Annotated in this window: 27 protein-coding genes; 24 read left to right on the top strand and 3 right to left on the bottom strand. The window is 35.0% G+C overall.

Going from position 1 to position 26,954, the window contains the following annotated elements; all coding sequences use genetic code 11:
• Nucleotides 1-192: 192 nt before the first annotated feature.
• A complete protein-coding gene (locus C1N55_RS04530) occupies nt 193-1,272 on the top strand; it encodes a glycosyltransferase family 4 protein (RefSeq protein ID WP_137727709.1) in 1,080 nt (359 codons plus the stop codon).
• Between the two features lie 173 nt (nt 1,273-1,445).
• Here C1N55_RS04530 and C1N55_RS04535 read toward each other — a convergent pair whose 3' ends face one another.
• The gene (locus tag C1N55_RS04535; protein WP_137727710.1) at nt 1,446-2,507 is read right to left on the bottom strand and encodes an LCP family protein; all 1,062 of its coding nucleotides are present in this window, start codon (nt 2,505-2,507) and stop codon (nt 1,446-1,448) included.
• Between the two features lie 353 nt (nt 2,508-2,860).
• Nucleotides 2,861-3,493, bottom strand: a complete 633-nt coding sequence (locus tag C1N55_RS04540; protein ID WP_137727711.1) for a YigZ family protein — start codon at nt 3,491-3,493, stop codon at nt 2,861-2,863.
• Nucleotides 3,494-3,856: 363 nt separating this feature from the next.
• Between C1N55_RS04540 and C1N55_RS04545 the strand changes: the two genes are divergently transcribed.
• The 15 genes from C1N55_RS04545 (at nt 3,857) to hag (ending at nt 16,485) form a co-directional block, all read left to right on the top strand.
• Nucleotides 3,857-5,017, top strand: a complete 1,161-nt coding sequence (locus C1N55_RS04545; protein WP_137727712.1) for a sensor histidine kinase — start codon at nt 3,857-3,859, stop codon at nt 5,015-5,017.
• 36 nt (nt 5,018-5,053) lie between these two features.
• Nucleotides 5,054-5,728: a response regulator transcription factor gene (locus tag C1N55_RS04550; RefSeq protein WP_137727713.1), complete on the top strand. Its 675-nt coding sequence runs from the start codon at nt 5,054-5,056 to the stop codon at nt 5,726-5,728.
• Between the two features lie 275 nt (nt 5,729-6,003).
• The gene (locus tag C1N55_RS04555) at nt 6,004-6,543 is read left to right on the top strand and encodes a nuclear transport factor 2 family protein (protein WP_137727714.1); all 540 of its coding nucleotides are present in this window, start codon (nt 6,004-6,006) and stop codon (nt 6,541-6,543) included.
• A gap of 235 nt (nt 6,544-6,778) precedes the next feature.
• Nucleotides 6,779-7,624, top strand: coding sequence for a DegV family protein (locus C1N55_RS04560; RefSeq protein ID WP_137727715.1), 846 nt, complete (start codon nt 6,779-6,781; stop codon nt 7,622-7,624).
• Nucleotides 7,625-8,272: 648 nt separating this feature from the next.
• Nucleotides 8,273-9,370, top strand: a complete 1,098-nt coding sequence (locus C1N55_RS04565) for an ATP-dependent helicase ComFA (protein WP_370452581.1) — start codon at nt 8,273-8,275, stop codon at nt 9,368-9,370.
• Nucleotides 9,357-9,971, top strand: coding sequence for a ComF family protein (locus C1N55_RS04570; RefSeq protein ID WP_137727717.1), 615 nt, complete (start codon nt 9,357-9,359; stop codon nt 9,969-9,971). The genes C1N55_RS04565 and C1N55_RS04570 overlap by 14 nt, the downstream gene beginning before the upstream one ends.
• Nucleotides 9,972-10,059: 88 nt before the next feature.
• On the top strand, nt 10,060-10,473 hold the full coding sequence (locus C1N55_RS04575; protein ID WP_137727718.1) for a TIGR03826 family flagellar region protein: 414 nt from the start codon (nt 10,060-10,062) through the stop codon (nt 10,471-10,473).
• Between the two features lie 165 nt (nt 10,474-10,638).
• A complete protein-coding gene (gene flgM / locus C1N55_RS04580; protein WP_137727719.1) occupies nt 10,639-10,902 on the top strand; it encodes a flagellar biosynthesis anti-sigma factor FlgM in 264 nt (87 codons plus the stop codon).
• A gap of 33 nt (nt 10,903-10,935) precedes the next feature.
• Nucleotides 10,936-11,433 carry a flagellar protein FlgN gene (locus tag C1N55_RS04585; RefSeq protein WP_137727720.1) on the top strand — a complete coding sequence of 166 codons (498 nt, stop codon included), beginning with the start codon at nt 10,936-10,938 and terminating at the stop codon, nt 11,431-11,433.
• 48 nt (nt 11,434-11,481) lie between these two features.
• On the top strand, nt 11,482-13,101 hold the full coding sequence (gene flgK / locus C1N55_RS04590; protein WP_137727721.1) for a flagellar hook-associated protein FlgK: 1,620 nt from the start codon (nt 11,482-11,484) through the stop codon (nt 13,099-13,101).
• A 43-nt stretch (nt 13,102-13,144) separates the two neighbouring features.
• Nucleotides 13,145-14,071, top strand: coding sequence for a flagellar hook-associated protein FlgL (flgL, locus tag C1N55_RS04595; RefSeq protein ID WP_137727722.1), 927 nt, complete (start codon nt 13,145-13,147; stop codon nt 14,069-14,071).
• Between the two features lie 61 nt (nt 14,072-14,132).
• Nucleotides 14,133-14,696 (top strand): DUF6470 family protein, encoded by a 564-nt coding sequence (locus C1N55_RS04600; protein ID WP_137727723.1) that lies wholly within the window; start codon nt 14,133-14,135, stop codon nt 14,694-14,696.
• A gap of 16 nt (nt 14,697-14,712) precedes the next feature.
• Complete coding sequence (gene fliW / locus C1N55_RS04605; protein WP_137727724.1) at nt 14,713-15,156, top strand: flagellar assembly protein FliW; 444 nt, start codon at nt 14,713-14,715, stop codon at nt 15,154-15,156.
• Nucleotides 15,156-15,374 (top strand): carbon storage regulator CsrA, encoded by a 219-nt coding sequence (csrA, locus tag C1N55_RS04610; RefSeq protein WP_137727725.1) that lies wholly within the window; start codon nt 15,156-15,158, stop codon nt 15,372-15,374. Before fliW ends, csrA begins: the two co-directional genes overlap by 1 nt.
• A gap of 193 nt (nt 15,375-15,567) precedes the next feature.
• Nucleotides 15,568-16,485, top strand: coding sequence for a flagellin Hag (hag, locus tag C1N55_RS04615; RefSeq protein ID WP_137727726.1), 918 nt, complete (start codon nt 15,568-15,570; stop codon nt 16,483-16,485).
• 164 nt (nt 16,486-16,649) lie between these two features.
• Here hag and C1N55_RS04620 read toward each other — a convergent pair whose 3' ends face one another.
• Nucleotides 16,650-18,008, bottom strand: coding sequence for an IS1182 family transposase (locus tag C1N55_RS04620; RefSeq protein WP_137727085.1), 1,359 nt, complete (start codon nt 18,006-18,008; stop codon nt 16,650-16,652).
• Nucleotides 18,009-18,344: 336 nt separating this feature from the next.
• Here C1N55_RS04620 and C1N55_RS04625 point away from each other — a divergent pair, with 336 nt between their 5' ends.
• The 8 genes from C1N55_RS04625 to C1N55_RS04660 all read left to right on the top strand — a co-directional run bounded on the left by C1N55_RS04625 (nt 18,345) and on the right by C1N55_RS04660 (nt 26,954).
• Entirely contained in the window at nt 18,345-20,030 is a 1,686-nt protein-coding gene (locus C1N55_RS04625) for a motility associated factor glycosyltransferase family protein (protein WP_137727727.1), read from the top strand.
• Nucleotides 20,031-20,047: 17 nt separating this feature from the next.
• Nucleotides 20,048-20,395, top strand: a complete 348-nt coding sequence (locus tag C1N55_RS04630) for a DUF8042 domain-containing protein (protein WP_137727728.1) — start codon at nt 20,048-20,050, stop codon at nt 20,393-20,395.
• Entirely contained in the window at nt 20,396-21,601 is a 1,206-nt protein-coding gene (locus C1N55_RS04635) for a motility associated factor glycosyltransferase family protein (protein WP_137727729.1), read from the top strand.
• Between the two features lie 95 nt (nt 21,602-21,696).
• On the top strand, nt 21,697-22,659 hold the full coding sequence (gene pseB / locus C1N55_RS04640) for a UDP-N-acetylglucosamine 4,6-dehydratase (inverting) (protein WP_205758513.1): 963 nt from the start codon (nt 21,697-21,699) through the stop codon (nt 22,657-22,659).
• Nucleotides 22,660-22,698: 39 nt separating this feature from the next.
• A complete protein-coding gene (gene rfbA / locus C1N55_RS04645) occupies nt 22,699-23,556 on the top strand; it encodes a glucose-1-phosphate thymidylyltransferase RfbA (protein ID WP_137727730.1) in 858 nt (285 codons plus the stop codon).
• Between the two features lie 14 nt (nt 23,557-23,570).
• The gene (locus C1N55_RS04650; RefSeq protein WP_137727731.1) at nt 23,571-24,920 is read left to right on the top strand and encodes an NDP-hexose 2,3-dehydratase family protein; all 1,350 of its coding nucleotides are present in this window, start codon (nt 23,571-23,573) and stop codon (nt 24,918-24,920) included.
• Entirely contained in the window at nt 24,907-25,881 is a 975-nt protein-coding gene (locus C1N55_RS04655; protein WP_168193803.1) for a Gfo/Idh/MocA family protein, read from the top strand. The genes C1N55_RS04650 and C1N55_RS04655 overlap by 14 nt, the downstream gene beginning before the upstream one ends.
• The gene (locus tag C1N55_RS04660) at nt 25,878-26,954 is read left to right on the top strand and encodes a DegT/DnrJ/EryC1/StrS family aminotransferase (protein WP_137727733.1); all 1,077 of its coding nucleotides are present in this window, start codon (nt 25,878-25,880) and stop codon (nt 26,952-26,954) included. Before C1N55_RS04655 ends, C1N55_RS04660 begins: the two co-directional genes overlap by 4 nt.

A 26,954-nucleotide genomic window follows, 5' to 3' on the forward strand; every position in this document is an offset into this window, starting at 1 on the left:
GTAAATAGGTTGCAACTATTAACTTCTTCTTCCAAGTGTTTGCTGCTTTTATACATGTAATAACAAATTTAATGATTTTGTAGTAATTGTTCTTTTTTTGTAAACGATAATAGCTATATTTTTTAAGATCTTTCATGCTATAATGGATAAGATTTTACCCGAGTATATATTTTATTTTTGAGGAGGAGAGACATGCTTTACGTGTCTTTAATCGTGGCATTTGTAGTTGCCATTTTAATCACTCCACTTGTCAAACGATTTGCATTCCGAATAGGTGCTGTCGATGCACCAAACTATCGAAAAGTACATTCGCGTATTATGCCTCGATTGGGTGGTTTAGCTATATTTATTTCGTTTTTAGTTGGACTAGTACTTTTAAGGCCGGTTCCGACAGAGCCATTGGTTCAGGCTGGCGAAAACCCATTTATAATACCATTAGCAATGGTGTTAGCAGCGACAATAATTGTCATTACGGGTGTTTTAGATGACATGTACGAACTTTCAGCAAAAACAAAAATGTTAGGCCAATTAGTAGCAGCCTGTATTATCGTCTTTTTTGGCGGTATTCAAATTGAGTTCATTAACCTGCCATTTGGTGGAGAGTTAGAGTTTGGATTTTTAAGTATTCCTTTTACAATCTTATGGATTGTAGGAATAACGAACGCCATTAACCTAATTGATGGTCTTGATGGATTGGCTGCAGGTGTTTCAACAATCGCGTTGATTACATTAGCATGTATGGCGTTAATCATGGGCAATATGTTCGTTGTTGCCACAGCAGCTATTTTAGCCTTTAGTACGATTGGATTTTTATTTTACAATTTCCACCCAGCGAAAATTTTCATGGGTGACACTGGTGCATTATTTTTAGGATTCATGATTGCGGTACTATCCTTGCTAGGCTTTAAGGGAGTGACAATCTTTTCGTTTATTATCCCTGTTATTATGCTTGGGGTGCCAATTTCCGATACATTCTTTGCGATTGTTCGACGTATCCGAAATGGACAAAAGTGGTCAGATCCAGACAAATCCCATTTACATCACCGACTAATTGATGTGGGCTTCTCGCATCGACAAGCTGTGTTAATCATTTATGGTATTGCAGCGATGTTCGGTTTAGCGGCTATCATCTTCTCGATGGCAAAGCTATGGGGAGCAATTTTATTGATTACGGTTATCCTTGTGGCAATTGAATTGTTTGTTGAAGTAATCGGACTGGCTGGGAAGAACTATCGACCATTAATCAACTTGGCAAAAATATTTAATAAGTAAATAAATCTAAGCTGTTACTTCTGTCGTAAAACGACACGAGGTAACAGCTTTTTTGTATGAGAAGGGAGTATGCATTATAATTTTTGACTATTGTGGTTATAATTTAAAGGAGGAAAGTTGCTAAAAATAAAAAGAACCCATGAAGGAAAATTTCCTTTCATGGGTATGAATCACTATCGTGAAGAGACGTCTTGTTCAGTTGTACTTTCAGATGCGTTTTCATTGCTTTCTTCTGTACCTGAAATGTTGGATGTGTCAGGAATTAACTCTAAATGGCTTTTTAAAATGTGTTGCGTTTCGTCTAAGGATTCTTCATCAAGCTTGTAATAATAAATCCCTGTTGACATATCATCGTATCCCTCTAATGTTAAGGAATCGATCTGAGGAATACCCTGCGTGAAGTAGCTGAAGAATGATTTCATTTCATCGAAGGTCATATCCGTTTTCATGTTATCTCCAATTGCTTCAATGACTTCACCATATTTTGTAATCGATGTTACATTGGTTGCTTTTTTAGCGATTGCTTTAATGATGTCTTGTTGACGTTTACCACGCATAATATCGCTATCGACATAACGTGTACGGGCTAATGATAATGCTTCACGACCATTTAGCTCTTGTAACCCCGGCTCTAGATAAACTGTTTTTTCATCATTTTCATCTTTTTCATAAAAAGCATAAGGAAGGTCGACATCCACTTCGATACCGCCAAATGCATCGACAACTTCTATGAATGCATTGAAGTTCATTCGTACATAATAATCTACAGGAATATCAAATAATTCCTCAACTGTTTCAATTGTAGCAAGAGTACCACCAGCAGCATGTGCGTGAGTAATTTTGTCTTCTCTACCTTTATAAGGGATATACACATAGGAATCACGAGGGATACTCACCAATTTAACGGATTTATCTTTATTATTTAATGTTGCTAAGATTAGTGCGTCTGAGCGGGAGTGATCCGCACCTTGCTCCCTTTGTTCGCTGTCATCTACACCGATGAAAAGGACCGATACATTATCTTCTACAGGTTCTACCTTTGCCTCACGCTTTTCGGAAATTTCTCGATCCACTTTTTCAAAGGATTGATTTGCAGCTGTTTCTGCTTTTTTTGTTATATAAACGCCATATGCTGTTACGCATAATAAAATCGATGCCGACAATAATAAAAGTACTTTTAGTACAAGCGATAATTTCGTCTTCTTTTTTGGTGCTTTCCGCTCTGATCTTTTCATCTAAACTCTCCTCAATATGTAGGGATTCATTTCTATAGTAAATAGTTGCTGTTCGTTCGTTGTTGTTTTTTTAGTATGTCAATCCAGAAAGTTAAATATCAGTGGTAAAACTTTCGTGAGTAGATAACTGCCGACAACTAAACCAATACGATTAATTATACTATGATGTCGAATTACAGTAAATTAGATTTTATCGTTACTATTAAAAGCCTATCAGATTAATAGTAAGAATGATGTATGTATTCTACCTGCCAATCCCAGGGAGGATTGTTTTTAAGAGGAGTGGCAAAGGATTTTATCGTTTAAAAGCTTTTTCAAAAACCCTTTGCGGAGAATTCATTATGTTGGAACGATTAAATAACAAATTCGACAAATTTCTTATCAATACAAGTAGGAATTGATTGACCGTTTGTGAGCTCGGTAACCCAGTGGATGAAGTTTTCTTCATCATCCTTTAACACATCGACAAGTACTTCGACATTTTCTGCGTATACTATTTCATTTAAAGCATATTTGGAATTGCGAATTTCGTTCTCAACTTTCCCCAACCATGTATAATCAATCGAAATTTTCATTACGTGATGCAGTTTTCGCTCCACTACTTGTGCGGCATCTATACCTTCTGTTGTTGCTTTTCCATATGCGCGGATTAAACCGCCGCCACCAAGCTTAATGCCACCGAAATAACGGGTAACAACTACCACAGTATCCTTTAACCCTTGTTTTTTTAACACTTCTAGCATAGGGACGCCAGCAGTTCCACTAGGTTCCCCATCGTCATTCGCTTTTTGGATTTGGTCGTGTTCGCCAATCATATAACAGGAACAATTATGATTGGCACTTGAATGCTGTTTTTTAATACTGTCGATAAACTCAAGTGCTTCTTTTTCAGTTTCAGCTCTATTTACATAAGCAATAAATCGAGATTTCGAAATTACAATTTCTTGCTCTCCTAAGCCTTTTACAGTTTTATAGTCATTTCGCATTATTCTATCTCCTTTTTATTACAAAAAATGAAGGATTCTATAGTAAGATATTTACTTAAATTTTAATTATAAAATGTTATAATAATAATTAACAATTACAGTTACTGGTTTTTCTTATTAACTATTTTCATTATTTACTCATATTTTCTTATTTAATATAGAAAACAATAATGGGAAAGAAGTCATTCTTTTAGTACAATTTCCATTATAATAGACGAGATTAAGAAAAACAGAGTAAATTAAGTAAGTCGACTATTTGAAACAAAAGTGTAACACGTTTTTCACAGTTCTGAAATCTCATCGAAACATCGTTCCATAGTAATATTGATATAATAGGATCACCGATAAGATTGGGGTAAAGGTATGTTTTCAAACGATAAAGTTGATATTGGCTCGCTTGATGTGATTTTTAATCGAATGATTGAAACCATAACTAGTTCAAAAAATGACATATTCATAATCAGTGAACAAAGCCGTAGCAGCTTCGAGGAATTAAAGGAAGAATTAGAATACATCAAGCAAAAAATCAAGCTAATTATAGATGAAAGTGATGATTTAGAGAAGAGAACCAAACTCGCTAAATTACGTCTAGTAGAAGTGAGTAAGTATTTCAACCAATATACGGAAGAACAAGTTCGTGAAGCTTATGAATCAGCAAATGATCTTCAAATTCGTTTATCTCTTACACGTTCTGAAGAGAAAAGGCTACGCGAAAAGAGAGATGATCTAGAGCGTCGCTTAAGAACATTATACGATACAATTGAACGTGCTGAGCATATTGTAGATCAAGTAAATGTAGTATTAAATTACTTAACGACGGACCTGAAAAATGTGAGTCTTGCCTTAGAAAATGCTAAGATTAAGCAAGACTTTGGAATTAAAATAATCGCTGCTCAAGAAAAAGAAAGAAAACGACTATCCCGTGAAATCCATGATGGCCCTGCCCAAATGATGGCGAATGTCCTGATGCGTTCTGATTTAATAGAAAGAACGTATCGAGAAAAAGGCATGGAGCCTGCTATCAAGGAAATCGCTGAGTTAAAGAAGACGGTAAGGAATGCCTTGTCGGAGGTTCGTCGTATCATTTACGATTTGCGTCCTATGGCATTGGACGATTTAGGAATCGTTCCTACGTTGAAAAAATATCTCTCTACCATAATGGAATATAACCCAGGGATTCAAATTCACTTCCAAACATTTAGCGATGAAAAAAGACTGCCTTCTGATTATGAGGTTTCTATTTTCCGCTTAGTTCAAGAAAGTGTAAATAATTCCATAAAGCATGGCAAATCTCCTGATATTTGGGTTAAGATAGAGTGGCTAAGCAAACAAATCAGTATCTTAGTTAAGGATAATGGGATAGGTTTTGATAAAAAAGTTGCTAGAGAGCAATCCTTTGGTATTATTGGCATGAAAGAAAGAGTCGATTTACTAAAAGGCAAAATGGAAGTTCAGAGTAGTCCGGGTAATGGGACAAGTATACTATTTAAGGTGCCTTTACCTGAAAATATACTAACAATCTAGAGTTAAATTGACGCCACTGTAGGGGGAAAAGGATTTATGACGAAAATTATTATTATTGATGATCACCAATTATTCCGTGAAGGAGTAAAGAGAATTTTAGATTTTGAAGATACATTTGAAGTCGTTGCTGAAGGTGACGATGGTGCAGATGTAGTTAACTTATATCATAATAATTCACCAGATGTTGTTCTGATGGATATTAATATGCCTGGTAAAAATGGTGTAGAAGCAACATCGGACTTAATTTCAGAATTTCCAGAGGCGAAAGTAATTATGCTTTCAATTCATGATGACGAATCTTACGTAACACATGCACTAAGATCTGGTGCTCTAGGCTACATGTTAAAGGAAATGGATGCAGATGAGATCGTTGAAGCGATTAAAGTTGTTGCAAACGGTGGCTCTTACTTACATCCAAAAGTAACGAAAAACCTAGTTGCGGAATTCCGTCGCTTAAGTGAGCACGAAAACAAAGGCAATTTCCACCAAACAGAAATTCGCCGTCCATTCCACTTATTAACAAAACGTGAGTGCGAGGTTCTTCAATTGTTAACAGATGGACAATCTAACCGTACAATCGGTGAAACATTATTCATCTCAGAAAAAACCGTGAAAAACCACGTATCTAGCATTTTACAAAAAATGAACGTAAACGACCGTACGCAAGCAGTAGTGACTGCCATTAAAAACGGCTGGGTAGAAGTTCGATAAAGTATATAAGAAATCCCAATTGACGATTATTTGTTGATTGGGATTTTTTCTATTTTGAAGACAGTACAGTTTGCATAATTGCCATATCCGGGTAAACTGTTCACAAGACTAGTTAACACAGGTAAGTCTGTAGGAAACTTATTTTGATAGAGGAACGTCATACAATCGGTGACGTAACAAATGATAATATTGGATTACATTTTCGGGTATTTTTTACGAAATTAGCCATAGTTTGACAACCATGCTACAATATTTACGCGGGAGGTATGAAGTATATGAAAAAATGGTTAATGCTGGCATTAGCACTATTTTTGCTAACTGCTTGTAACAATACAGATGATAGTAAAGAAACAGAAGACACGATGGCAATCACGGAGGAAAGTGAAAATGCTGTTGGCTTTGAAGTTTTAGGCGATGAAATAGAAGAAGCGACAAATATCCCAGAGGAAGAACAAGCTGCAATCCTTGCTGCTTTTGATGAGTATGTTGCTTCGTTTAATGCAAAGGACATCGAGCGTTATGTCCAAACCCTTTCAAAAAATCCAAAGGGCTTTGAATATGAGGAAGACGTAAATACGGCAAAACAAGTATTTACGGAATACAATATCGAAAGAAAACCAACAGATACAACGATTGTAAAATATAGTGAAGAAGAAGCTCAAGTATATGCCAATATGGATATCGAAATGACTGAAATCGAAACAAATGCGGAATTAACAAGTAGTGGACGCCAAGTGACAGTCTTTGCAAATGAAGAAGGTACTTGGAAGGTGACAAGCGTTTATTATATTGGGAATGATTCCGTTCAACAATAGAATCTTGAAAATAGAGTTTGGAAATGTAGGATTTTGTCTTACGAAAGTTTCCGACAATAGGAAGTGTTTCGTGTACAATTATTAATAACGTATACGAAGCACTTTCTTTTTGCTTTTTAGAGAGTAGCTTGGTAAAAATTACATCAAAAGTTTTATTTCACGCTTTTGTATTGTAGAGCATTCACAGGCACCACGAAGTACGGTAAAATATGGACAATAGGAGAGTGGGATATTCATGAGTATTGCAGTCGTTACAGATAGTACAGCATATTTAAGCGTAGAGGAAAGGGAACGCTACAACATTCGAATGATTCCTCTTAGTGTGAATTTAGAAGATGGAAGCTATGAAGAGGAAGTAGAAATCACTTCTTCCGAGTTCTACGATAAAGTACGGGCGTCAAAAACATTTCCCAAAACAACACAGCCACCAGTAGGTAAATTTGTTGAGTTGTTTGAAGAGCTTGCGAAAGACTATGATGAAGTCATCACAATTCATCTATCAAGCGGAATCAGTGGTACATATCAAGGGGCCGTTCAAGCTGGCCAGATGGTGGAGGGTATTAAGGTCCATGCCTTTGACAGTGAAATTTCCTGTGCACCACAAGGCTATTTTGCTACTAAGGCTGGAGAAATGGCTGCGCAAGGTGCAAATAGTGACCAAATCCTTAGCACTTTAGAAGAAATGAGACGCTTAATGCATGCCTATTTTGTTGTGGATGATCTAGCACATTTGCAGCGAGGGGGTAGACTTTCAGCAGCTGCTGCCCTGGTAGGTGGACTGTTACAAGTAAAGCCTATCCTTTGCTTTGAAGAAAAAGTAATTGTGCCATTCGAAAAAATTCGCACAAAGAAAAAAGCATTGCGCCGCGTGGAAGATTTACTGGCCGAAGATGCCATGAAAGGCGACAAATACATTGCAACCGTCATCCATGCCAACTGTGAAGAAGACGGCCGCGAATGGATGAACCAGCTAGCTGACACGTATCCCAATGTAGAATTTAATTTAAGCTACTTTGGTCCGGTGATCGGAACGCACCTTGGAGAAGGGTCTCTAGGACTTGGCTGGGTGAAGAAGATCTAGTTTGAAAATGTAATTAGCAAGCAGGAGCAGTCTCTACGAAAGGTGTAGGGGCTGTTTTTTGTCTTTTATAAGGACTTGAGTCAGGGTTAATTGAACTGGATACTATGGGACGATTCACAGTTTCGTACCTCATAAGGTGATTTTACCGGACAATTTTTCTAGTTTATCAGACACATTTCTCGAGTTACCGGACACAATCTAAAATTTACCGGACTTTTCGATAGATGGTCCGTAAAACAATCAAATACAAGTTAATCAAGTTCAATCACAACAATCAAACTTATCAAAAGGAGCCAATAAATGATCTTTAATCTCTTAAAACTAAATAAACCGCTTTCCTATAAAGCAATCATCATCGAACCGCAAATACGTGACTTTTTCACTGGGCGGATTTGGACTCGGAACAATACCCCATTCCCACAGCCTAAAATCGATACCTACATTCTCCGAAATTACTTCACGACCAAGCCAGGCATCTCTATCGAATCGAAAAGCCACCAATTCTTCCGAAGCCAATCTTTCATCTGTAATCGATGTCGAAACGCAAATCAGCAGGAATTCATTAAATATCAATGTTCTAGATGCGAGAAAGAGTGTGTCTACTGCAGACATTGTATCAATATGGGAAGGGTGACGAGCTGTACTGATTTGATTATTTGGAATGGACCACAGCCGTTAAAACACAAAACGCACCTACTAGTTTGGGGAGGCACCTACACTGAAGCTCAAAATGATGCGGCCGTTCAGCTCACAAACAGCATAAAACTTAAACGCAATCATCTCACTGCTGCGGTTTGTGGAGCGGGAAAAACAGAAATCCTTTTTCCAGCCGTACTTTACGCATTAAACCAAGGGCTACGTGTATGTATCGCGACTCCTCGAACGGATGTGGTACTCGAACTTTTCCCTCGTTTCCAGAAGGTTTTTCCGAAAACCGATATTCATGCTCTTTATGGCAATTCCCCTAAACAATCAGGCTATCCACAATTAGTACTTGCAACAACGCACCAGCTCTTCAGATTTGAGAATGCCTTTGATGTGGTGTTTGTCGATGAAGCTGACGCATTCCCATATACCTTTGATGAGGCACTGCAAAAAGCGGTCATGAAAGTTAAAAAACAGGGTGCCCCAATCGCCTTCGTCACTGCTACGCCATCTCCTCAGATACTTGCCAAAGTGAAAAAAGAAAAATGGGGTTACTCCTTCATTCCGAGAAGATACCACGGACATCCCTTGCCAGTTCCCAAGTATCAGTCGCTTTGGTCATATGATAAAGCAATCCAAAAGGGAAAATTCCCTCGAAAACTACTTGATTGGACAAAACAGAAACTTTCCAATAACGAGCCATTTCTAATCTTCTTCCCAACTATACAGCTAATGCAACAAGCAATTCCGTTATTTCAGCAATTAAACGAAAAAATCCTAAGTGTCCATGCTGAGGATCTCGATCGAAAGGGGAAGGTGATGCAGCTTCGCAATGAACAGATACCTGGGCTGTTAACAACGACCATTCTTGAACGGGGCATCACCATTAAAAATGTTCAAGTAGCGGTGGTTGGTGCAGAGTCCAAAATATTCACTTCCAGTGCACTTATACAAATTAGTGGTCGAGTTGGACGGAATGCAGAATTTCCAATGGGCGATATTGTATTTTTCCATCATGGCATCACAGCAGAAATGGATGAAGCTCGCAATGAAATCCTTCGATACAATAAAGAAGGGTTTGGTAAAAATGAAGCGATATGAAGTAACCAAATGTCTATTATGCAATAGTCCGCTTGATGAACCGGCAACTTGGATAACGTTTTTAACGAATCAATTCCCGAGAACCATTTGCTTACTATGTGAAGAAAAATTCGAGCCGTATGAAGCAGCAGAAAGAACTGAAATCCCCTCCATTTCCCTCTATAAATATAACGATCAAATGAAAGATTACTTACATCGCTACAAATTCATGCACGATGTAATATTAGCTAAGGTTTTCAGGCTTCAGATCCAGCAGTATCTTTCTAAGAAGAAAGAAATCATCGTCCCAATCCCAATGCACCAAGAAAAGTTAAGGGAGCGCACCTTTTCACAGGTCGATGAATTACTAAAAGAAGCCAAAATTCCCTTTAAACACTTCCTTGAAAAAACTACAACCGAGTCCCAAGCAGAAAAAACACGTGAAGAAAGAATAAACGCTCCTCAAATATTTGCGCTAAAAACAAATCAAGACATTCAAAATAAGGAAATTATCTTAGTTGATGACATCTACACAACGGGGACGACCATGAAGCATGCCAAGAGAATTTTACTAGAGGCAGGGGCAGAATCAGTAACTGCATTTACATTGATTCGAGGATAATTCAAATCAATATTAATAAAAAATAAAGTGAGCCGATAATACTAGTAAGAAGATATAATTTCAAAGTGTAGCAACGGAGGGAATCAGCATGGCTGAATTACGAAATTGTCCGAGCTGTGGAGAATTTTTCAACTTTACAGGTATTAGAGACGTTTGTCATAAATGTGTGCAAGACGAAGAAGAGAAATATCAAATTGTCTATCGTTTCTTAAGAAAGCGCGAAAATCGTGCTGCAACAGTTGAACGAATTGTGGAAGTTACTGGTGTAGAACAAGAACTACTTTATAAATGGGTTCGAAAAAATAGGCTCCACCCTGCAATGTTCCCGAATTTAGGCTATCCATGTGATAACTGTGGACACATTACAAATAAAGGGAAGCTCTGTCATAACTGTCAAGAGGAACTGAAATCTGAGTTGCGTACCTTTGAAGCGGCAAAAGAATTTAGAGATACGATTGCTAACAGTGAAAAGGGTACCTATTTATCTGAAAAAAATAAGTAAATGGTTAGACTCGCATAGATGCTTATAATCACTATAAATTGTTATACTAAGATACAATTAATAGGTAAAAAGCATAATATGTGAGTTTTTTCATTTGAAAACCTTAATATTTTTGATATACAACCGAAAATAACAATATAGACAATACTGCGAGGAGGGATACCTGTGAAAATTACATCGTTTGGTGTGAATTCAATTAACCCATATAATAAACAACAAAAAAGTTTAAAAGCAGCTGAAAGCAAAAGTGCGTTATCAACTGATAAAATTGAAATCTCGTCTGCTGCCAAAGAAATGTCGGCATCTTCAACATACAATTCAGACCGAGCTCAAAAAATTCAAAAGCTTAAAGAAGAGATTCAATCAGGTACTTATCAGGTAGATGCTCAAAAAGTGGCTGAGGATATGTTGAATTACTATCGCAAATAACAATACACATTGAATACAAAGGAGTTCGTGAACATGTCGGTTCAATCAATCATTTCAATTTTAGAGAGACTTGAAAAAATGCATAAAAGTTTGCTTGAACTAAGCTTTCATAAAACAGAGCTTGTCAAAAAAGGCGACATGGAAGGACTCGATACAATTATCAAAAATGAGCAATCTCATGTAGCAGCAATCGAAGTACTTGAGAAACAGCGTCAGCAAATGGTAACGGATTACCTTCGAGCAAAAGGAATTGCTCTTGCTGACACACCCACTGTGGCTGATGTAATCGAAGCTGCTGAATCAGATAATGAGCGAAAAAGACTAGAAGACATAAGAAATGAACTAATGTCTGTGATCGCAGATTTGTCAAAACAAAATGATCTAAACCAAAAGCTTGTATTCCAATCATTACAATTTGTAAATATGTCTTTGGATATGTTGCGACCACGCCCGGAAGAAATCAACTATTCGGGTAAAACACGTAGTGAAACAGCAACACCTAAGAAATCAATGTTTGATTCACAGGCATAACGCAAATGAAAAGCAATATTCATACCATTACTAAAAGGAGGAGACAACATGCGCTCCACATTTATGGGTCTAGAAGCCAGTAAGCGCGGTCTATACACGCAGCAAAGTGCTTTATATACAACTGGACATAACATTTCAAATGCCAATACAGAAGGGTATTCCCGTCAGCGAGTAAATATGAGACCTACATTAGGCTATCCTGGGACAGGGCTAAATGCACCAATGACAGCAGGGTATATAGGTACTGGTGTAGAAGCGGAATCTGTACAACGCATTCGTGACCAATTTATTGATCGCCAGTACAGACAGGAAACAAATAAATTAGGCTACTATGAATCTCGAGCAAATGCCATTACACAAATGGAAGATATTATGTCCGAACCATCGGAATACGGCTTGAACGAAGCATTTAATTTATTTTGGAGCTCATTACAGGATGTAAGTACCAACCCGGAAGATGCTGCTTCTCGTAAAGTTGCAATTCAACGAGCAGAGCATTTGGCAGATACTTTTAACTATCTAGATACACAATTGAAACAAATTCAAGGTAATCTAGGAAATGAAATCGACGTATCTACTACACAAATCAATTCGATCTTAAAACAAATCGCAGAAATCAACAAACAAATTAAAGCTGTTGAACCAAATGGCTATATGCCGAATGATTTATATGATGCTCGCGATAATTTGCTAGATCAATTAAATGAATACATACCGGTAACTGTAACAAGTGTTAAATCGGGCGGTAATGCTTTAAGTATTGCGGAAGGCAGTTATACGATTTCTTTTAATGGTGTGGAATTAGTAAATGGCAGTGAGTATGCTGAACTCAAAGCGATTGATACAGCCGGAAACAAAGTGGATGGTAATGTTGATGATTCTTCTACAAGTGGTTTTAATGCATTTTCCAAGATTTCAGTTTCAGAACTTGGGAATCCACCAGTTAGTGGAACAGAACAAGATTCTTTTGAACAAGCTGATTTTGAAAGTTCGAAAGGTAAATTATTATCATTAATCAACTCTTATGGATACCAAAATACAGGGGGATCTGTTGAAGGCTATTATCCAGAAATGCTAGAAAACCTTAACAAATTAGCTAATGTTTTTGCGACTGCATTCAATCAGGTCCATGAAGCAGGATATACCATAGATGATGCTACTCCAACAGGCGTGACTTTCTTTGATGGTGGAACACCGATAACTGCAGGGAATATTAAGGTTACAGATGCAGTGAAAAATAATTCTTCACTGATTGCGGCTTCTAGTAAGTTAGATGAAGAAGGTAATGGGAAATGGGCAGCAGAGCTTGCTAAATTACAATCAGTTGCCCTATCAAATGGTGGATTCAGTATTACAGTCGATGGAAATACAACGAATTTCACAAATGCCCCTTCCTTAGATGGCGCGACTTATCAATCTTTCTATGAAGGGTTGGTAGGGAAGCTTGGGGTAGATGGGCAAGAAGCAGCTCGCCTACAATACAATTCGGAAACAATTCGCCTAACGGTTCAAAATAATCGTGCTTCAATAAGTTCGGTATCGTTGGATGAAGAAATGACGAATTTGATCACTTTCCAGCAAGCCTATAATGCAAATGCAAGAATGATTACGGCAATCGATGAAACATTAGATAAAATTATTAATGGCCTCGGCCGAGTAGGATTATAGGATTAATTTTCTTTAAATTAACCTATGAGGGAGGAGTATACTCATGCGTGTAACACAATCCATGTTATCGAACAATATGTTACGTAATTTAAGCTCTAGCTATTCTAAAATGGCAGACTTACAAAATCAAATCAATACCGGTAAAAAAGTTAATCGCCCTTCTGATGATCCTGTTACTGCAATCAAGGGAATGAGTTATCGGACTGATCTTAATAAGGTTGAACAATTTGATCGAAATATGACTCAGGTAAACTCTTGGCTGGATTCTTCAGATGATGCACTAGGACAGGTAGGAGAGGCATTGACACGAGTAAAAGAACTCGTGGTTCAAGCTGCCAATGATACGAACACAGCTGATGATCGTCAAAAGGCAAAACTAGAAATCGATCAAATTCGTAAACAAATTCAGGATGTTGCAAATACTAAAGTAGCAGATAAATATTTATTTAGTGGAACTAAAACCCAATCACCTCTATTTGTGGATGGAGAACTTAATAGTGAATTATATGATAGTTCAACAAATACATTTGCCCCAGGTGCATCTGGGGAAGTGAAAATGGAAATATTTGATGGTATTCAATTACAAGTGAACTCATCCAATGCTGGAGAATTATTCAAGAATGTTGATGAGCTAATGGTGAATATTTCTAACGCTCTAGATGAATCGGATGCAGAGGAAATTGGAAACTTATTAGGCGGAATAGCTGATGGTACAGATGATAGTTTATCTGAGATTCAGAATAAGGTATTGGAAGCTCGCGCAGATGTAGGGGCTCGCCAAAACCGCGTGGAAATGATGTCGAACCGTCTCTCTTTACAAGAAATCAATGTAACCAAACAAATGTCGGAAAATGAAGATGTGGATTATTCAAAAGCCATTACGGAAATGGTTACGTATGAATCGATTCACCAGGCATCACTATCTGTTGGTGCAAAAATTATTCAAAGAACTTTAGTGGATTTCCTATAATTATTAACATGGCGTTTGGACATACTTGTTCAAACGCTTTTATTAAAAGAAGGTGACCAAATTGAACTTTCCAAAGCTTCAAATAACGAAATCAGATATTAAATTGGACATGAAGATTCATGATCCGATTCAAAGAATTAGTCAACCTAGTCCGAAACAAACAATTGAACAGCCAGCTGGAAAACTCGAGATTAATACTACCAAAGGAAGTATTGACATAGATCAATCACAGGCGTGGAAAGACTTAGGTTTATTGACACCAAAAGAATCTGTCCTAAAATATGTTGCTGATGGGCGTCAAGCCGTTTTACAGGGAATCTCAAAAACAGTACGTGAAGGTCGGCAAATGATGGTTAGTAGTGGCAATGGTCAGGGTCGCTCAATAGTCGCGAATATTGCTAAACAAAATCATGGTCCCCATCGAGTGGCAATGAACATTAAATTCATCCCTTCTGCAGGTGCAGTTAAGATTGACTATACACCCTCTAAAGTTGACGTAAACTATTCACCTCAAAAACCAAACATAGACGTTCAAATAAATAACCCGACCCATGATTATCAACCGGGTAAAGTGACACATGATATAGTACAACGTCCTTCAATCGAGATAGATTTTATTGAATAAAAGGAGTTCTTTAGATATGAATATTGAAACGAAATTTTTAGGGCAAGTTGAGATAAAAGAGGAAGAAATCATTTCTTTTGAATTTGGTTTGCCAGGATTTCCTGATTTGCAAAAGTTTGTCTTATTATCTTTGGATGCGGATCTTCCGTTAGCTGTTTTACAGTCTACTGATGAAGCCCAAATTGGTTTTGTCGTAGCCTACCCATTTTTATTTAAAAAGGACTATGTCTTTGATATTAGTGATGAAGATAAGGAAGACTTACAAATAGAAAAAGAAGAAGATGTAATGGTGTATTCGATTGTGACATTGAATGAATCTTTCCCAGAATCGACATTAAACCTATTAGCACCTGTTCTGATCAATACCAATAAAAAATTAGGAAAACAAATTGTTCTTCAAGATAACGCGGCCTATCCTCTTAGATTTCCAATTGGTTCCTTGGAAGGAAGTGCGAAATAATGCTTGTCCTCTCAAGAAAAAAGAACGAATCCATTATGATCGGTGACCACATTGAAATAAAAGTTTTATCGGTCGAAGGTGATCAAGTAAAATTAGGAATTGTTGCACCGAAAAATGTAAAGGTTCACCGTTCTGAAGTCTTCCAAGCGATAAAGGAGCAGAACAAGGAAGCGTTAAATATGAATACGAATTTACTTGAACAGTTGAAGAAGAAATAGAAATTATCCACTCGGTAGTAGCTGAGTGGATTTTTAAATTACTAAACATTTTCTATAAAAAAACTTTCAAAAAACTATTAAACTAATTTTGATAGAGTCGATATTATTAGTGTAAGGCAGAGGAAATCATCCAAAGCTGAGCTTTCCCACATGGACGTGGGTTATACCATAAAAATTCAAGGAGGAATTCCAAATGAGAATTCAACACAATATTGCTGCTTTAAACACACACCGTAACTTAACAGCTAACAATGCTCAAGCTTCTAAAAACCTTGAGAAGTTATCTTCAGGTTACAAAATCAACCGTGCTGGAGATGACGCTGCTGGTTTAGCAATCTCTGAAAAAATGCGCGGACAAATCCGTGGTCTTGACATGGCTACAAAAAATGCTCAAGATTCAATTTCTTTAGTGCAAACTGCTGAGGGTGCACTAAACGAAACTCACGCTATCCTACAACGTATGCGTGAATTAGCAGTACAATCTTCAAACGATACAAACGTATCTTCTGACCGTGCTGCATTACAGTTAGAAATCAAGTCATTATCTGACGAGATTACTCGTATTTCTACTGACACAGAGTTCAACACTCAAAAATTACTAAATGGCGATTTCGGTGGAAAAGTTGCTTCAGGTACAGGTTTCAGCATTGATAATGCAACTGCTGCTGGTGGTAAAGTATTCCACATCGGAGCTAACTCTTCACAATCTATTAACTTAAGTATTGGTAATATGGGTGCATCTGCTCTTGGTGTAAACGTAAGTACTGGTGCAACACAAGCATTAGGAACTGCTGAAATTGGTACAACAGGTATTAATATTAGTACTCAATCAGGTGCTAATAATGCAATTTCTGTAATTGATGCTGCAATTAAACGCGTTTCTGAAACACGTGCTTCATTAGGGGCTGTTCAAAACCGTTTAGAGCACACTATCAATAACTTAGGTACAACTTCTGAGAACTTAACAGCTGCTGAATCTCGTATCCGTGATACAGATATGGCGAAAGAAATGATGGGCTTCACTAAGAACAACATCTTAATGCAAGCTGCTCAATCTATGTTAGCTCAAGCTAACCAACAACCACAAGGTGTTCTTCAATTATTAGGATAATTTAAGAAACGCTTAAACCTCTAGCTAATTTAGCTAGAGGTTTCAGATTGTCGACAAAAGGCCTTCAGAATGGTCACATTCTGGAAGCCTTTTGTATTTTTTGAGATTCTTTTGGGTATTTTTTAGTCCGATTTTAGTCAAAAGTACTCTTCGAGTATTATAATTTAGACCATTTCTGGAGCTTGCCATGTCCAATTGGCAAGCTTCTTTAAATTCATGGCAGCAAAAGTAAGCATCGCCTGCATGGACAATTTTTTAATCCCTCGTAGGGTTGTCCAGCGCATACCATGCTTCTCTTTCGCATCCGCAAAGACACGTTCAATCGTCTCTTTACGTCTCGCATATATTTGTTTGGTCTCGTTTTGATGACGAAGATGATCCGCTTCCTCTACATATTCTGCCCAAATATGACGCTCAATGATTTTCCGGTGATCTTTACTATTCGTACATTGAGTAAGCAAAGGACAGGTTGCACATTGAGAAGGGTTTGATTTGTACTGGCGTTTACCTTCTTTAGTGGTAGTCGAATATTTAAGAACTTGCCCTTCCGGACAAAGGTAGCAATCATAGTACTCGTCATATACATAATCGTGTTTCCGTAAAAATCCATCCTTCGTTTTTGGACGTGTATAAGGGAGTGCAGGTTGAATCTCTTGGTCAAATAAGAATTTAGTAATCGCAGGAGTTTTATAAGCAGCATCGGCAGCAACAGCAAGTGGCTTCTTCACTTTATCCATAATCTTTTCAACAAGTGGCTGAAGCATATGACTATCATGAACATTCCCAGGTGTCACAATCGATCCAAGTATAAATCCATACCGATCAGCTGCAGCATGGAATGAATAAGCAAACTGTTTGGTTCTTTCATCTTTTACATAGTATCCACTTTCAGGATCTGTCGTACTTTGCTTAATTTCCTTCACTTCTTCTTTTTCAAATTTATCAGGTGGAAATGGCTTCTTCCCGTGATCGATACGATCTTGATTCAATTCTTCTTGAAGTTTGGCTTCATATGCACGAGTCTCTTTACGGACAATCTTCTTTTCGAATTTACGTTTATTCGCACTGGCTTTTACATGAGTTGAATCGATGAAGACATGGTCAGCACTTAGTAATCCCTTATCTGCAATTTCTTTAAGAATACGATAGAAAATCTGTTCAAAGATATCAGTATCTTGGAATCGACGTTCATAATTTTTACCGAAGGTAGAAAAGTGCGGGATTTCTGAATGAAAGCCAAACCCTAAAAACCAGCGATATGCCATATTGGTTTCAATTTCTTTTATTGTCTGACGCATTGAACGAATTCCAAATACATATTGCACAAATGTCATTTTAATTAATACAACTGGATCTACACTAGGTCTACCTAGGGTAGAATACAGTGGTTCTACCAGTGGATAGATGAAAGAAAAATCAATAGCTGACTCAAGCTTTCTGACAAGATGATTCTGTGGTACAAGTTGTTCAATTGTAATCATCTCAATTTGATCCCGTTCATTTATTTGATTTTTCGACATCATATCCAATCACCTCAACCTATATTTAGAAACTAGTTGATTGTAGTGTAGGCGGTGACTCCTGCGGGACAAGCGTGACGGCCGATACCCCGCAGGAGCACAGCGACGAGGAGGATTGGGCCACGCCCGCGGAAAGCTTCCGCCGAAACGGAAATCAACTTACTCTATTTTCAAAAGCAATTATCTAATCTATATTTTATAAGAAAAAAGACTGTAGGCAAACTCGAAAATTCGAGTTTGTCTACAGTCTGAAACCTCTAGCTAATTTAGCTAGAGGTTTTTTAAATTATAAATGAATCTTTTAAAATTTTTGTCGATATATAGGAAGAGGTGACAAAATTGAAATCAGAGATTACTTTAGAATATTTACAAGCCAAAAGTGGCGAAAAAATATTGAAGATTAATGAATATTATGTGCAAAGTAAATATAATCCATTTAATGAAGCGAAGCAGATTGTTGAAAATAATTATACACCACATCATGTTCATATTATATTTGGATATGGTTGTGGATATGTCGTCGAAGAAATGTTAAAAAGAAGAGCCTTCCAAGAAAAAATTATTGTTATAGATCCATTATTTGAACATGAACAGGTGGAAATATTGCACGAGGGAGAAAATCTTTATTTGTTTGATAGTTCAGTAATATCTAATTTTCAATTATATCTTGATTCAATTGCTTTAGAAGCTAGGGTATCATATAAAACATTTTGTTTACCGAATTACGATAAAATTTTCCCTGAACTTTTCATGGAATTGTTATTGAAGATCAAAAGTGTTCAATACAAAAATCGAACAAATGACTATACAATTCTAAGATATGCTGAGGAGTGGCAACGTAATTTTATCTTAAATTTGAGAAATATTTATTCAGATAGTAATATTGAAGTTTTGCAAGAGAAATATAGCTGTCCAGTAATTGTTGCATCAGGTGGGCCCTCACTTAATAAACAAATTCCATTACTAAAAAAATTTAGAAATTCATTTATTTTAATTGCAGCAGGTTCAACTATTAACTCTTTATTAAAGAACGAGATTGAACCAGATTATGTAGTATCAATTGATGGGGGTGAACCAAACTATAAACATTTTAAGGACACTCAAATAAATAATGCTGAATTAATTTATTCTTTACAACATCATTATAAAGTTAACAATTCTTTTCATAAAAAAGGATATATTATTGGTACTCAAGGATTTGAGAAATTACGTGGATTTTTAATTGACAAGTTAAATATTGAATTCCCAATTTTAGAACTTGGAGGAAGTGTTGCCCATAGTGCTTTTAATGTTGCTCAATACATTTCTACTGGACCTGTTGCTTTGATAGGCCAAGATTTAGCCTATACCGATAATTTGACACATGCAGAGTATAATAAAAATTCACGCAAAGTTGATGAAAAGTTTATAAAGGAACATGAGGCTTTTCTTACAGCTGGCTATTATGACGATCAAGTATGGACTTCTCCAGTCTTTAATACAATGAGGTTAGATTTTGAAGCATTGATAACAGCATCTCCGCCCAAAGTACCTTTCTTTAACTGTACTGAAGGCGGCGTGAAAATTAAAGGTTTCCAGCAAATACCTTTTAAACAGTTTCTTGAAGAAAACTGTAATCTAGATAATCATATAGAGCTATACAACAATGAAATTAATTTGACTAAAAAAGATATCTATTTTGTTTATCAAGATTTAATTAAACAATTAGAATCTTTGAAGGATGTTTTAGAATTAGGGATTGAAAGCTTACAGAAGATTAAGTCTGGAAATCAATTTAATCATAAACTGATAAAAAAGTTAGATAAGATTGAGAAAGATATTAACAAGTATTTAATTGAAGTTCCACTGGATCCAATTACTTCGGCAATTTCAATTGAATTATTAAATAGTTATTTACCAAAGGAAAATGAAACAAAAGAAGAAACTTTTGAGAGGGTATCTTTGCAGACAAAGACTCTTTATAAGCGAATTTTAGATGGAGTAAATATTACAACTAATTTTGTTATGGATGCTATGAAATTTTAAAGAAATGAGGAAAAATAATGATTCAAGAAGTTCATGAAGTGGTAGAAAGCTTTAACAATTATACTAATAATATTTCTAATGGATGTTTTCAAATTGCTGATTTTTTAAGAAAAGACAATATTGCCGAAGCTATGCATTTGATTTTACAATTTTCTGAGGGTATGGGATGGATTGTTCAGGCAAGTGAATTATTAAGTAAAAATGGGGTAGAAGTGTTCTTTGAAGTAGAAAAAATTCATGAATTTCTAAATGAAATAAATAATGGTTTAGAAATACAAGATTATGTGATTGTTGCAGATATGTTTGAATATGAGATTGCACCATTTTTTGAAAAAGTCAATCGTATTGAAGGATTCGATAACTAAATGCAGTGGGATGTTATAAAAGCGAAAAATGGAGAAGAAACACTTTTATTAAATGGTAACTCCATATATAGTCGATATCGTCCAAGAGAAGATGCTTATAAGTGGATAGAAAATGAATTTGATACTACGAAAGAATGTTATTTATTAATAGGATTGGGATTAGGCTATCATCTAGAAAAACTTGCCCAATTGGCTAAGGGAAAAGTTGTGTATATTTATTATTTTGAGCAAGAAGAAAAAGTACTTTATACGAATCGAGTTCAAAAGAAATTAGCTCCTAATATATATTTAGTAAATCGTATTGCAGACATTAAATTTGATTATTCAATTCAATTACTTATTCCTAGGGTTTGGATTAAAGCACTTGGTATTGAGCATCCATTATTACCTTATTTAGAAGATATAAAAATTAATCAACTTACTTATCAAAAATCAGCTTTATTGATGGATATTAATTTTAATTCAAATATCTTACTTAGGGATTTTAATCCATATCCTAAATTTAAAAAAAAACAGGTAGCTCTTATAGCATCAGGGCCATCATTAAATGAGACTATTAATTGGTTAAAAAACAATGAGGACAAAATTGAGTTGTTTGTAGTAGGTTCGGCATTAAAAGTTTTACTAGCTAATAATATACAGCCTTCTGCTATTGTAATTTCAGACCCAAAAGAGAGTATAAGAAAACAACTTTACAATATCAAAATACAATGTCCTTTATTTTATTTAAGTACCGCAAATCATGAAACAATTAAACAACATAAGGGAAATAGACATATATTATGCCAGTATGGGTTTTCGGATGCAGAAAAATTAGCAGCTGATACTGGTTTACCATGTGTTGAAACAGGTGGATCTGTTTCAACAGTAACCTTTAGTTTATTGGAATACTTAGGTTTTGAAACTATTTATTTATTCGGATTAGATTTGGGTTTTAAAGGGAAGCAAACACATGCAGTACATTCAACTTCAGGAGGAGAAGTGCAAGGAAATTTTGATTTTGATTTGCGCAAAATAAAAAGTAACAATGGAGACACTATTGATACAATGTCTAACTTAAACACCTATTTAAGATGGTTTAAAAGTAAAATTCAGCGTTCAGATGTAAAAGTATTTAATACCGCCTACAATGGTGCGAAAATTGATAATGTTCCATACATAAATCGACAAGAGTTCCAACAATTAATTAGAAACGAAAGCCTATGATTTGTAGGTTTTTCTTTTTCTTTTTTTACATTGGGTCATACTAATTAGTAATAATACTTAATATACAAGCTCTAAAGATTGGAGAATAACTTTAAATGAATATTTTAGAAAATAAAACAATTTTGGTCACTGGCGGTACTGGATCATTCGGGAAAAAATTCATAAAAAAAGCTTTGGATTCTAATGCAAAAAAAATCATCATTTTTAGCCGTGACGAATTAAAACAATATGAAATGAAACAAGAATTTAATGATAAGCGTCTTCGTTTCTTTATTGGAGATGTTCGAGATAAGGAACGCCTGAATAGAGCATTTGATGGAGTAGATTATGTTATTCATGCTGCAGCGATGAAACATGTAGAAGCATGTGAATATAACCCATTTGAAGCAGTAAAGACAAATATCCATGGCGCACAGAATATTATCGAAGCTGCGATTGATTGTGGTGTTGAAAAAGTAATCGCTTTATCAACTGATAAGGCATGTGCTCCTGTAAATTTATATGGTGCAACTAAACTTGCATCAGATAAATTATTTGTTGCTGCTAATTCATATGTAGGGGAAAAGCCAACACGATTTGCGGTGGTTCGTTATGGAAATGTTGTCGGAAGCCGAGGAAGTGTATTACCATTTTTTAATAAGATTAAACATACTGGAGTGTTACCTGTTACAGATGAACGTATGACTCGTTTTTGGATTACCCTTGATCAAGGAGTTCAGTTTGTAATTGAGAATTTAGAAAGAATGCATGGTGGAGAAATATTCGTTCCTAAAATTCCAAGTATGAAAGTGGTCGACCTAGCCAAAGCAATTGGTCCAGACTGTAGAATCGAATTTATCGGTATTCGCCCAGGTGAAAAACTTCATGAAGCAATGATTATGGAAGACGACGCGCGCCATACAGTTGAATTTGATTCATATTATGTAATACAGCCAGAATTTCCATATTGGACGCCAAAATTTGCAGAGGGTGGAAAAACATTAGAAGAAGGTTTTGAATATACAAGTGATAAAAATAATACATGGTTAACAATGGAAGAATTAAAAAGGTATTTATGAGTTGAGTAATATAGTTAATTTAAATTAGAGGGTGGACTTATGAAGGGAATTATACTGGCTGGTGGAAGTGGAACTAGACTGTATCCTATTACAAAATCGATATCAAAACAATTATTACCTATATACGATAAACCGATGATTTATTATCCATTATCTGTATTAATGTTGTCGGGTATAAATGAAATTTTAATTATCTCTACTCCAAGGGATATAGATTCATACAAAAGTGTCCTCGGAGATGGAAGTCAATGGGGTATAAATTTATCTTATATAGTTCAAGTTGAACCCAAAGGATTAGCTGATGCATTTATAATAGGTGAAGAATTTATAGGAAACGATAATGTTTGTTTGATATTAGGGGACAACATATTTTATGGTCAAGGCTTTACTCCTGTCTTGAAAGAAGCGGTTAAGTTATCTGAAGGAGCAATTGTTTTCGGATATCAAGTAAAAGATCCTTCGAGATTTGGAGTAGTTGAATTTGATTCTAAAATGAATGTTATTTCAATAGAAGAAAAACCAACTAAACCAAAATCGAATTTTGCTGTAACTGGTTTATATTTCTATGACAATGATGTCATTTCTATTGCTAAGAATGTTAAACCTTCAGCAAGAGGTGAAATTGAAATAACAGATATAAACAAAGATTACCTTGCAAAGAAGAAATTAAAAGTGAACTTATTAGGTCGTGGTTTTGCTTGGCTAGATACAGGAACATTTGAAAGTTTACTAGAAGCAGGTCAATTTGTCGAAACAATTCAAAAACGTCAAGGATATATGATTGCTTGTTTAGAGGAAATTGCCTTAAATAACGGATGGATTGAGAAAAAGGATTTAATAATAAGTGAAGCACAGAATTCTTATAATCAGTATATTAAAGCGTTAAAAGAAAGTTAAAAGGGAAATTGAATATGGAGAATTATAATATACCATTGTTTGCTTTAAATGATAAAAGGGACTTTTTAAAGCTTTTACAAAACAAAAGGAATGAAACAAAAGCTAAGATTAATTTAATACCATTTGATTGTGTTGAGTATTGGAAGTTTGATGAAATTGAAGGAAATCTTAAGCATGAAACAAATGGTTTTTTCAAAATACAAAGTCTAATATCTCAAAATGAAGAAAATCCAATACAGTTAATTATTAACCAACCAGAACACGGGATATTAGGGTTAATTATTACAGAAGTCAATCAGGTTTTATATTGCTTAGTTCAGATGAAAATAGAACCAGGAAACAAAGATATAATTCAAATTTCACCAACTGTTCAAGCGACGGAAAGTAATTATAAAAGAGTTCATAAAGGTAAAAAGGTAAAATATATCGATTACTTTTTGAATGGTACAAGCCAAATGGTCTATAAACAACTACAGTCTGAACAAGGTGCAAAATTCTTTGAAAAAAGAAACTGGAACATTATTGTAGAAATTGATAGTGCGAATATAAAGTCGGAATCAGAAAATCATTATTGGTTATCTTTATCTTTAATAATCGATTTATTAAAGGAAGACAATATAATTAATATGGATTTAAGAAGTATCATTAGTTGTTTAAAATTACCAAAGAAATATAAACTTGAACATTCTAAAAATGAGTCTTGGAGTAAATCGTACTTTAGTAATTCTTATAATAATGAAAATTATCAAGTTATAAAAAACAATCTGAATAAGAAAAAAGCGCGCCCTAAAAAAACAGAACTATCTTCTTTAAATGTGGCACTTCAAAATAATTGGTATTATGATAACTATTCTATCTATAGTAATCATAATAAGGAATTTTGTGTGAAGTTTATTGAAGTAACTATTCAAAATAGAGAAATTTCATCTTGGTCACAACCTATTGTTGCAGACAATATTGAAAAGTTAAATTGCTTTATAATAAAAAAAATAGATGGCATATATCATTATTTAATTCAATATTGTAATGAAATTGGTATAACCAGTAGTGCTGAAATCGGACCTACATTACATAATGTTCCAGTGAAAAATCTTCCTAATTTTTTTACTGATTTAATAGCTTCTGGTAAAGAAATATTTAGTTCAAAACTATCAGAAGAAGGTGGGAGATTTTATCAAATGGAGAATAAATATGTAATTATTGAAATTCCAGAAGAGATTGAAATTGAATTGCCAGACTCACATGATTGGGCTACTTTGTATACCTTGAAAAAACTTTTGGAAGAGTCTTCTAATGTCAATATTGAAGCTAGATCTCTGTTGTCTACATTTAATTGGAGAGAAATCGGATATGAAGAAAATTAAAATTGGAATTATGGGTTATTCAAATATTGCAAAAAAATCTATCATCCCTGCAGCCATAAATCATCCAGATTTTGAATTATGCTTTATTGGTTCTAGATCTTTAGAAAAGCAGATTGAAATTCATGAGAAGTACAATATAGCTTCAGGTACATACGAGGATTTACTAAAAACGGATATAGATGCAGTTTATGTTTCGACTCCAGTTGCGCTACATTACAAATATGGATTACAAGTGATTGATGCTGGAAAACATTTATTATTGGAAAAAACATTTACTAATAATTATGAAACTACTTTAGACCTTTTGGAAAAAGGAGAATCAAAAAAAGTAGTAGTGATGGAGGCTTTGATGTATCAATACCATCCTTTATTGTCAATTATCAAGAATTTATTGAAAGAAGGTAGTATTGGTGAAATCAAACAAATTGAGGCATTTTTTGGATTTCCTCACTTAGATAATAAAGATTTCCGTTATAACAAAGTACTCGGTGGTGGGGCAATATTAGATGCATTAGTTTATCCATTAAGTTTGGTGACTAAATTATTGGGCAATGCTAATGAATTGATGGAAACTGATTTAAAAGTACATTCTTCTATCCAATTCAATAATGAATTGGATATAGATGAAAATGGCACTTTATTATTAGAGAATCAATTCACACGAGCAGTAATTAGTTATGGGTTTGGTTTAGCTTATAGAAACGAATATCGTCTTTGGGGAACAGAAGGGATATTAACAGTAAAAAGAGCATTTTCAAGACCAGAAAATTTTACTAATCAAATATTATTAGAAAAAAATACAACTCAAACATTAATTGACGTTCCAAAAGCCAATCACTTCACATTTATGTTGTATGAATTTTCCAATAAAATTCATGCTAAAACGTATAAAAAAGATAGTGAGCTTTTATTTCGTATGAAATTAATAGATAAGATTTATAAGGAAGGTTATAAACTATGATTCCTGTTACACAACCATTTTTACCACCTAAGCATGAATACGATCAGTTATTAGAAAAAGTATGGGAAACCAAATGGTTAACCCACAACGGAATAAATGTTCAATCTCTTGAGAAAAATTTGATAGAAGTTTTAGGAGTATCGAATTTGAAGTTTGTTACAAACGGGACGTTGGCATTACAATTGGCAATTAAAGCACTTGAGTTGGAAGGTGAAATAATAACAACGCCTTTTTCATTTGTAGCGACTACAACATCAATAATTTGGGAAAATTGTGTTCCTGTATTTGTAGATATTGAACCGAAAAAATTAACTATAGATGTAACCAAAATTGAAAGTGCAATCACCGAAAAAACATGTGCAATAATGGCAACTCATGTATATGGTGTACCATGTGATGTAGAGTTAATTGAAGAAATAGCAAATAAATATAATTTAAAGGTTATATATGATGGGGCACATGCTTTCGGAGTTAATTATAAGGGGAAATCAGTATTTAATTATGGTGATATTTCTACTTATAGCTTCCATGCAACAAAGGTTTTTCATACAGTTGAGGGTGGCGGCTTAACATGTAATAAAGAAGAGTTAGTAAAAAGAGTGGAGTTATTGAGGAATTATGGTTATATAGGAAATGATTTTTATTTGGCTGGAATAAACGCAAAAGGCACAGAGTTTCATGCTGCTATGGGGATATGCAATTTAAAATATATTGAAGAAAATAAATTGAAAAGAAAAATGATAAGTGAAACGTATGATAATCTACTTCCAAAAGATCTACGAGTTATTCATATAGAAGATAATGTAGAGTATAACTATGCTTATTATCCAATTTTACTTAATGATGAAACTACATTGCTAAAAATAATTGAAGTGCTATCTTCTAAGGATATACATACAAGAAGATACTTTTACCCATCTTTAAATAACCTGCCTTATATTCAAAATAAAAATAAATGCATTATTGCTGAGGATATATCTAAACGGGTACTTTGTTTACCTTTATATCCTGACTTAGAAATAGATATGGTTATATATATTTCAGATCTTGTGAATTCAGTTATAGATAGATAA

Source organism: Lysinibacillus sp. SGAir0095, assembly GCF_005491425.1.
Lineage (GTDB): Bacteria > Bacillota > Bacilli > Bacillales_A > Planococcaceae > Ureibacillus.

Coding starts and splice junctions, on each gene's coding strand:
- C1N55_RS04530 (WP_137727709.1), top strand. CDS start 193: ATGCTTTACGTGTCTTTAATCGTGGCATTTGTAGTTGCCATTTTAATC.
- C1N55_RS04535 (WP_137727710.1), bottom strand. CDS start 2,507: ATGAAAAGATCAGAGCGGAAAGCACCAAAAAAGAAGACGAAATTATCG.
- C1N55_RS04540 (WP_137727711.1), bottom strand. CDS start 3,493: ATGCGAAATGACTATAAAACTGTAAAAGGCTTAGGAGAGCAAGAAATT.
- C1N55_RS04545 (WP_137727712.1), top strand. CDS start 3,857: ATGTTTTCAAACGATAAAGTTGATATTGGCTCGCTTGATGTGATTTTT.
- C1N55_RS04550 (WP_137727713.1), top strand. CDS start 5,054: ATGACGAAAATTATTATTATTGATGATCACCAATTATTCCGTGAAGGA.
- C1N55_RS04555 (WP_137727714.1), top strand. CDS start 6,004: ATGAAAAAATGGTTAATGCTGGCATTAGCACTATTTTTGCTAACTGCT.
- C1N55_RS04560 (WP_137727715.1), top strand. CDS start 6,779: ATGAGTATTGCAGTCGTTACAGATAGTACAGCATATTTAAGCGTAGAG.
- C1N55_RS04570 (WP_137727717.1), top strand. CDS start 9,357: ATGAAGCGATATGAAGTAACCAAATGTCTATTATGCAATAGTCCGCTT.
- C1N55_RS04575 (WP_137727718.1), top strand. CDS start 10,060: ATGGCTGAATTACGAAATTGTCCGAGCTGTGGAGAATTTTTCAACTTT.
- C1N55_RS04585 (WP_137727720.1), top strand. CDS start 10,936: ATGTCGGTTCAATCAATCATTTCAATTTTAGAGAGACTTGAAAAAATG.
- flgK (WP_137727721.1), top strand. CDS start 11,482: ATGCGCTCCACATTTATGGGTCTAGAAGCCAGTAAGCGCGGTCTATAC.
- flgL (WP_137727722.1), top strand. CDS start 13,145: ATGCGTGTAACACAATCCATGTTATCGAACAATATGTTACGTAATTTA.
- fliW (WP_137727724.1), top strand. CDS start 14,713: ATGAATATTGAAACGAAATTTTTAGGGCAAGTTGAGATAAAAGAGGAA.
- csrA (WP_137727725.1), top strand. CDS start 15,156: ATGCTTGTCCTCTCAAGAAAAAAGAACGAATCCATTATGATCGGTGAC.
- hag (WP_137727726.1), top strand. CDS start 15,568: ATGAGAATTCAACACAATATTGCTGCTTTAAACACACACCGTAACTTA.
- C1N55_RS04620 (WP_137727085.1), bottom strand. CDS start 18,008: ATGATGTCGAAAAATCAAATAAATGAACGGGATCAAATTGAGATGATT.
- C1N55_RS04630 (WP_137727728.1), top strand. CDS start 20,048: ATGATTCAAGAAGTTCATGAAGTGGTAGAAAGCTTTAACAATTATACT.
- C1N55_RS04635 (WP_137727729.1), top strand. CDS start 20,396: ATGCAGTGGGATGTTATAAAAGCGAAAAATGGAGAAGAAACACTTTTA.
- pseB (WP_205758513.1), top strand. CDS start 21,697: ATGAATATTTTAGAAAATAAAACAATTTTGGTCACTGGCGGTACTGGA.
- rfbA (WP_137727730.1), top strand. CDS start 22,699: ATGAAGGGAATTATACTGGCTGGTGGAAGTGGAACTAGACTGTATCCT.
- C1N55_RS04650 (WP_137727731.1), top strand. CDS start 23,571: ATGGAGAATTATAATATACCATTGTTTGCTTTAAATGATAAAAGGGAC.
- C1N55_RS04655 (WP_168193803.1), top strand. CDS start 24,907: ATGAAGAAAATTAAAATTGGAATTATGGGTTATTCAAATATTGCAAAA.
- C1N55_RS04660 (WP_137727733.1), top strand. CDS start 25,878: ATGATTCCTGTTACACAACCATTTTTACCACCTAAGCATGAATACGAT.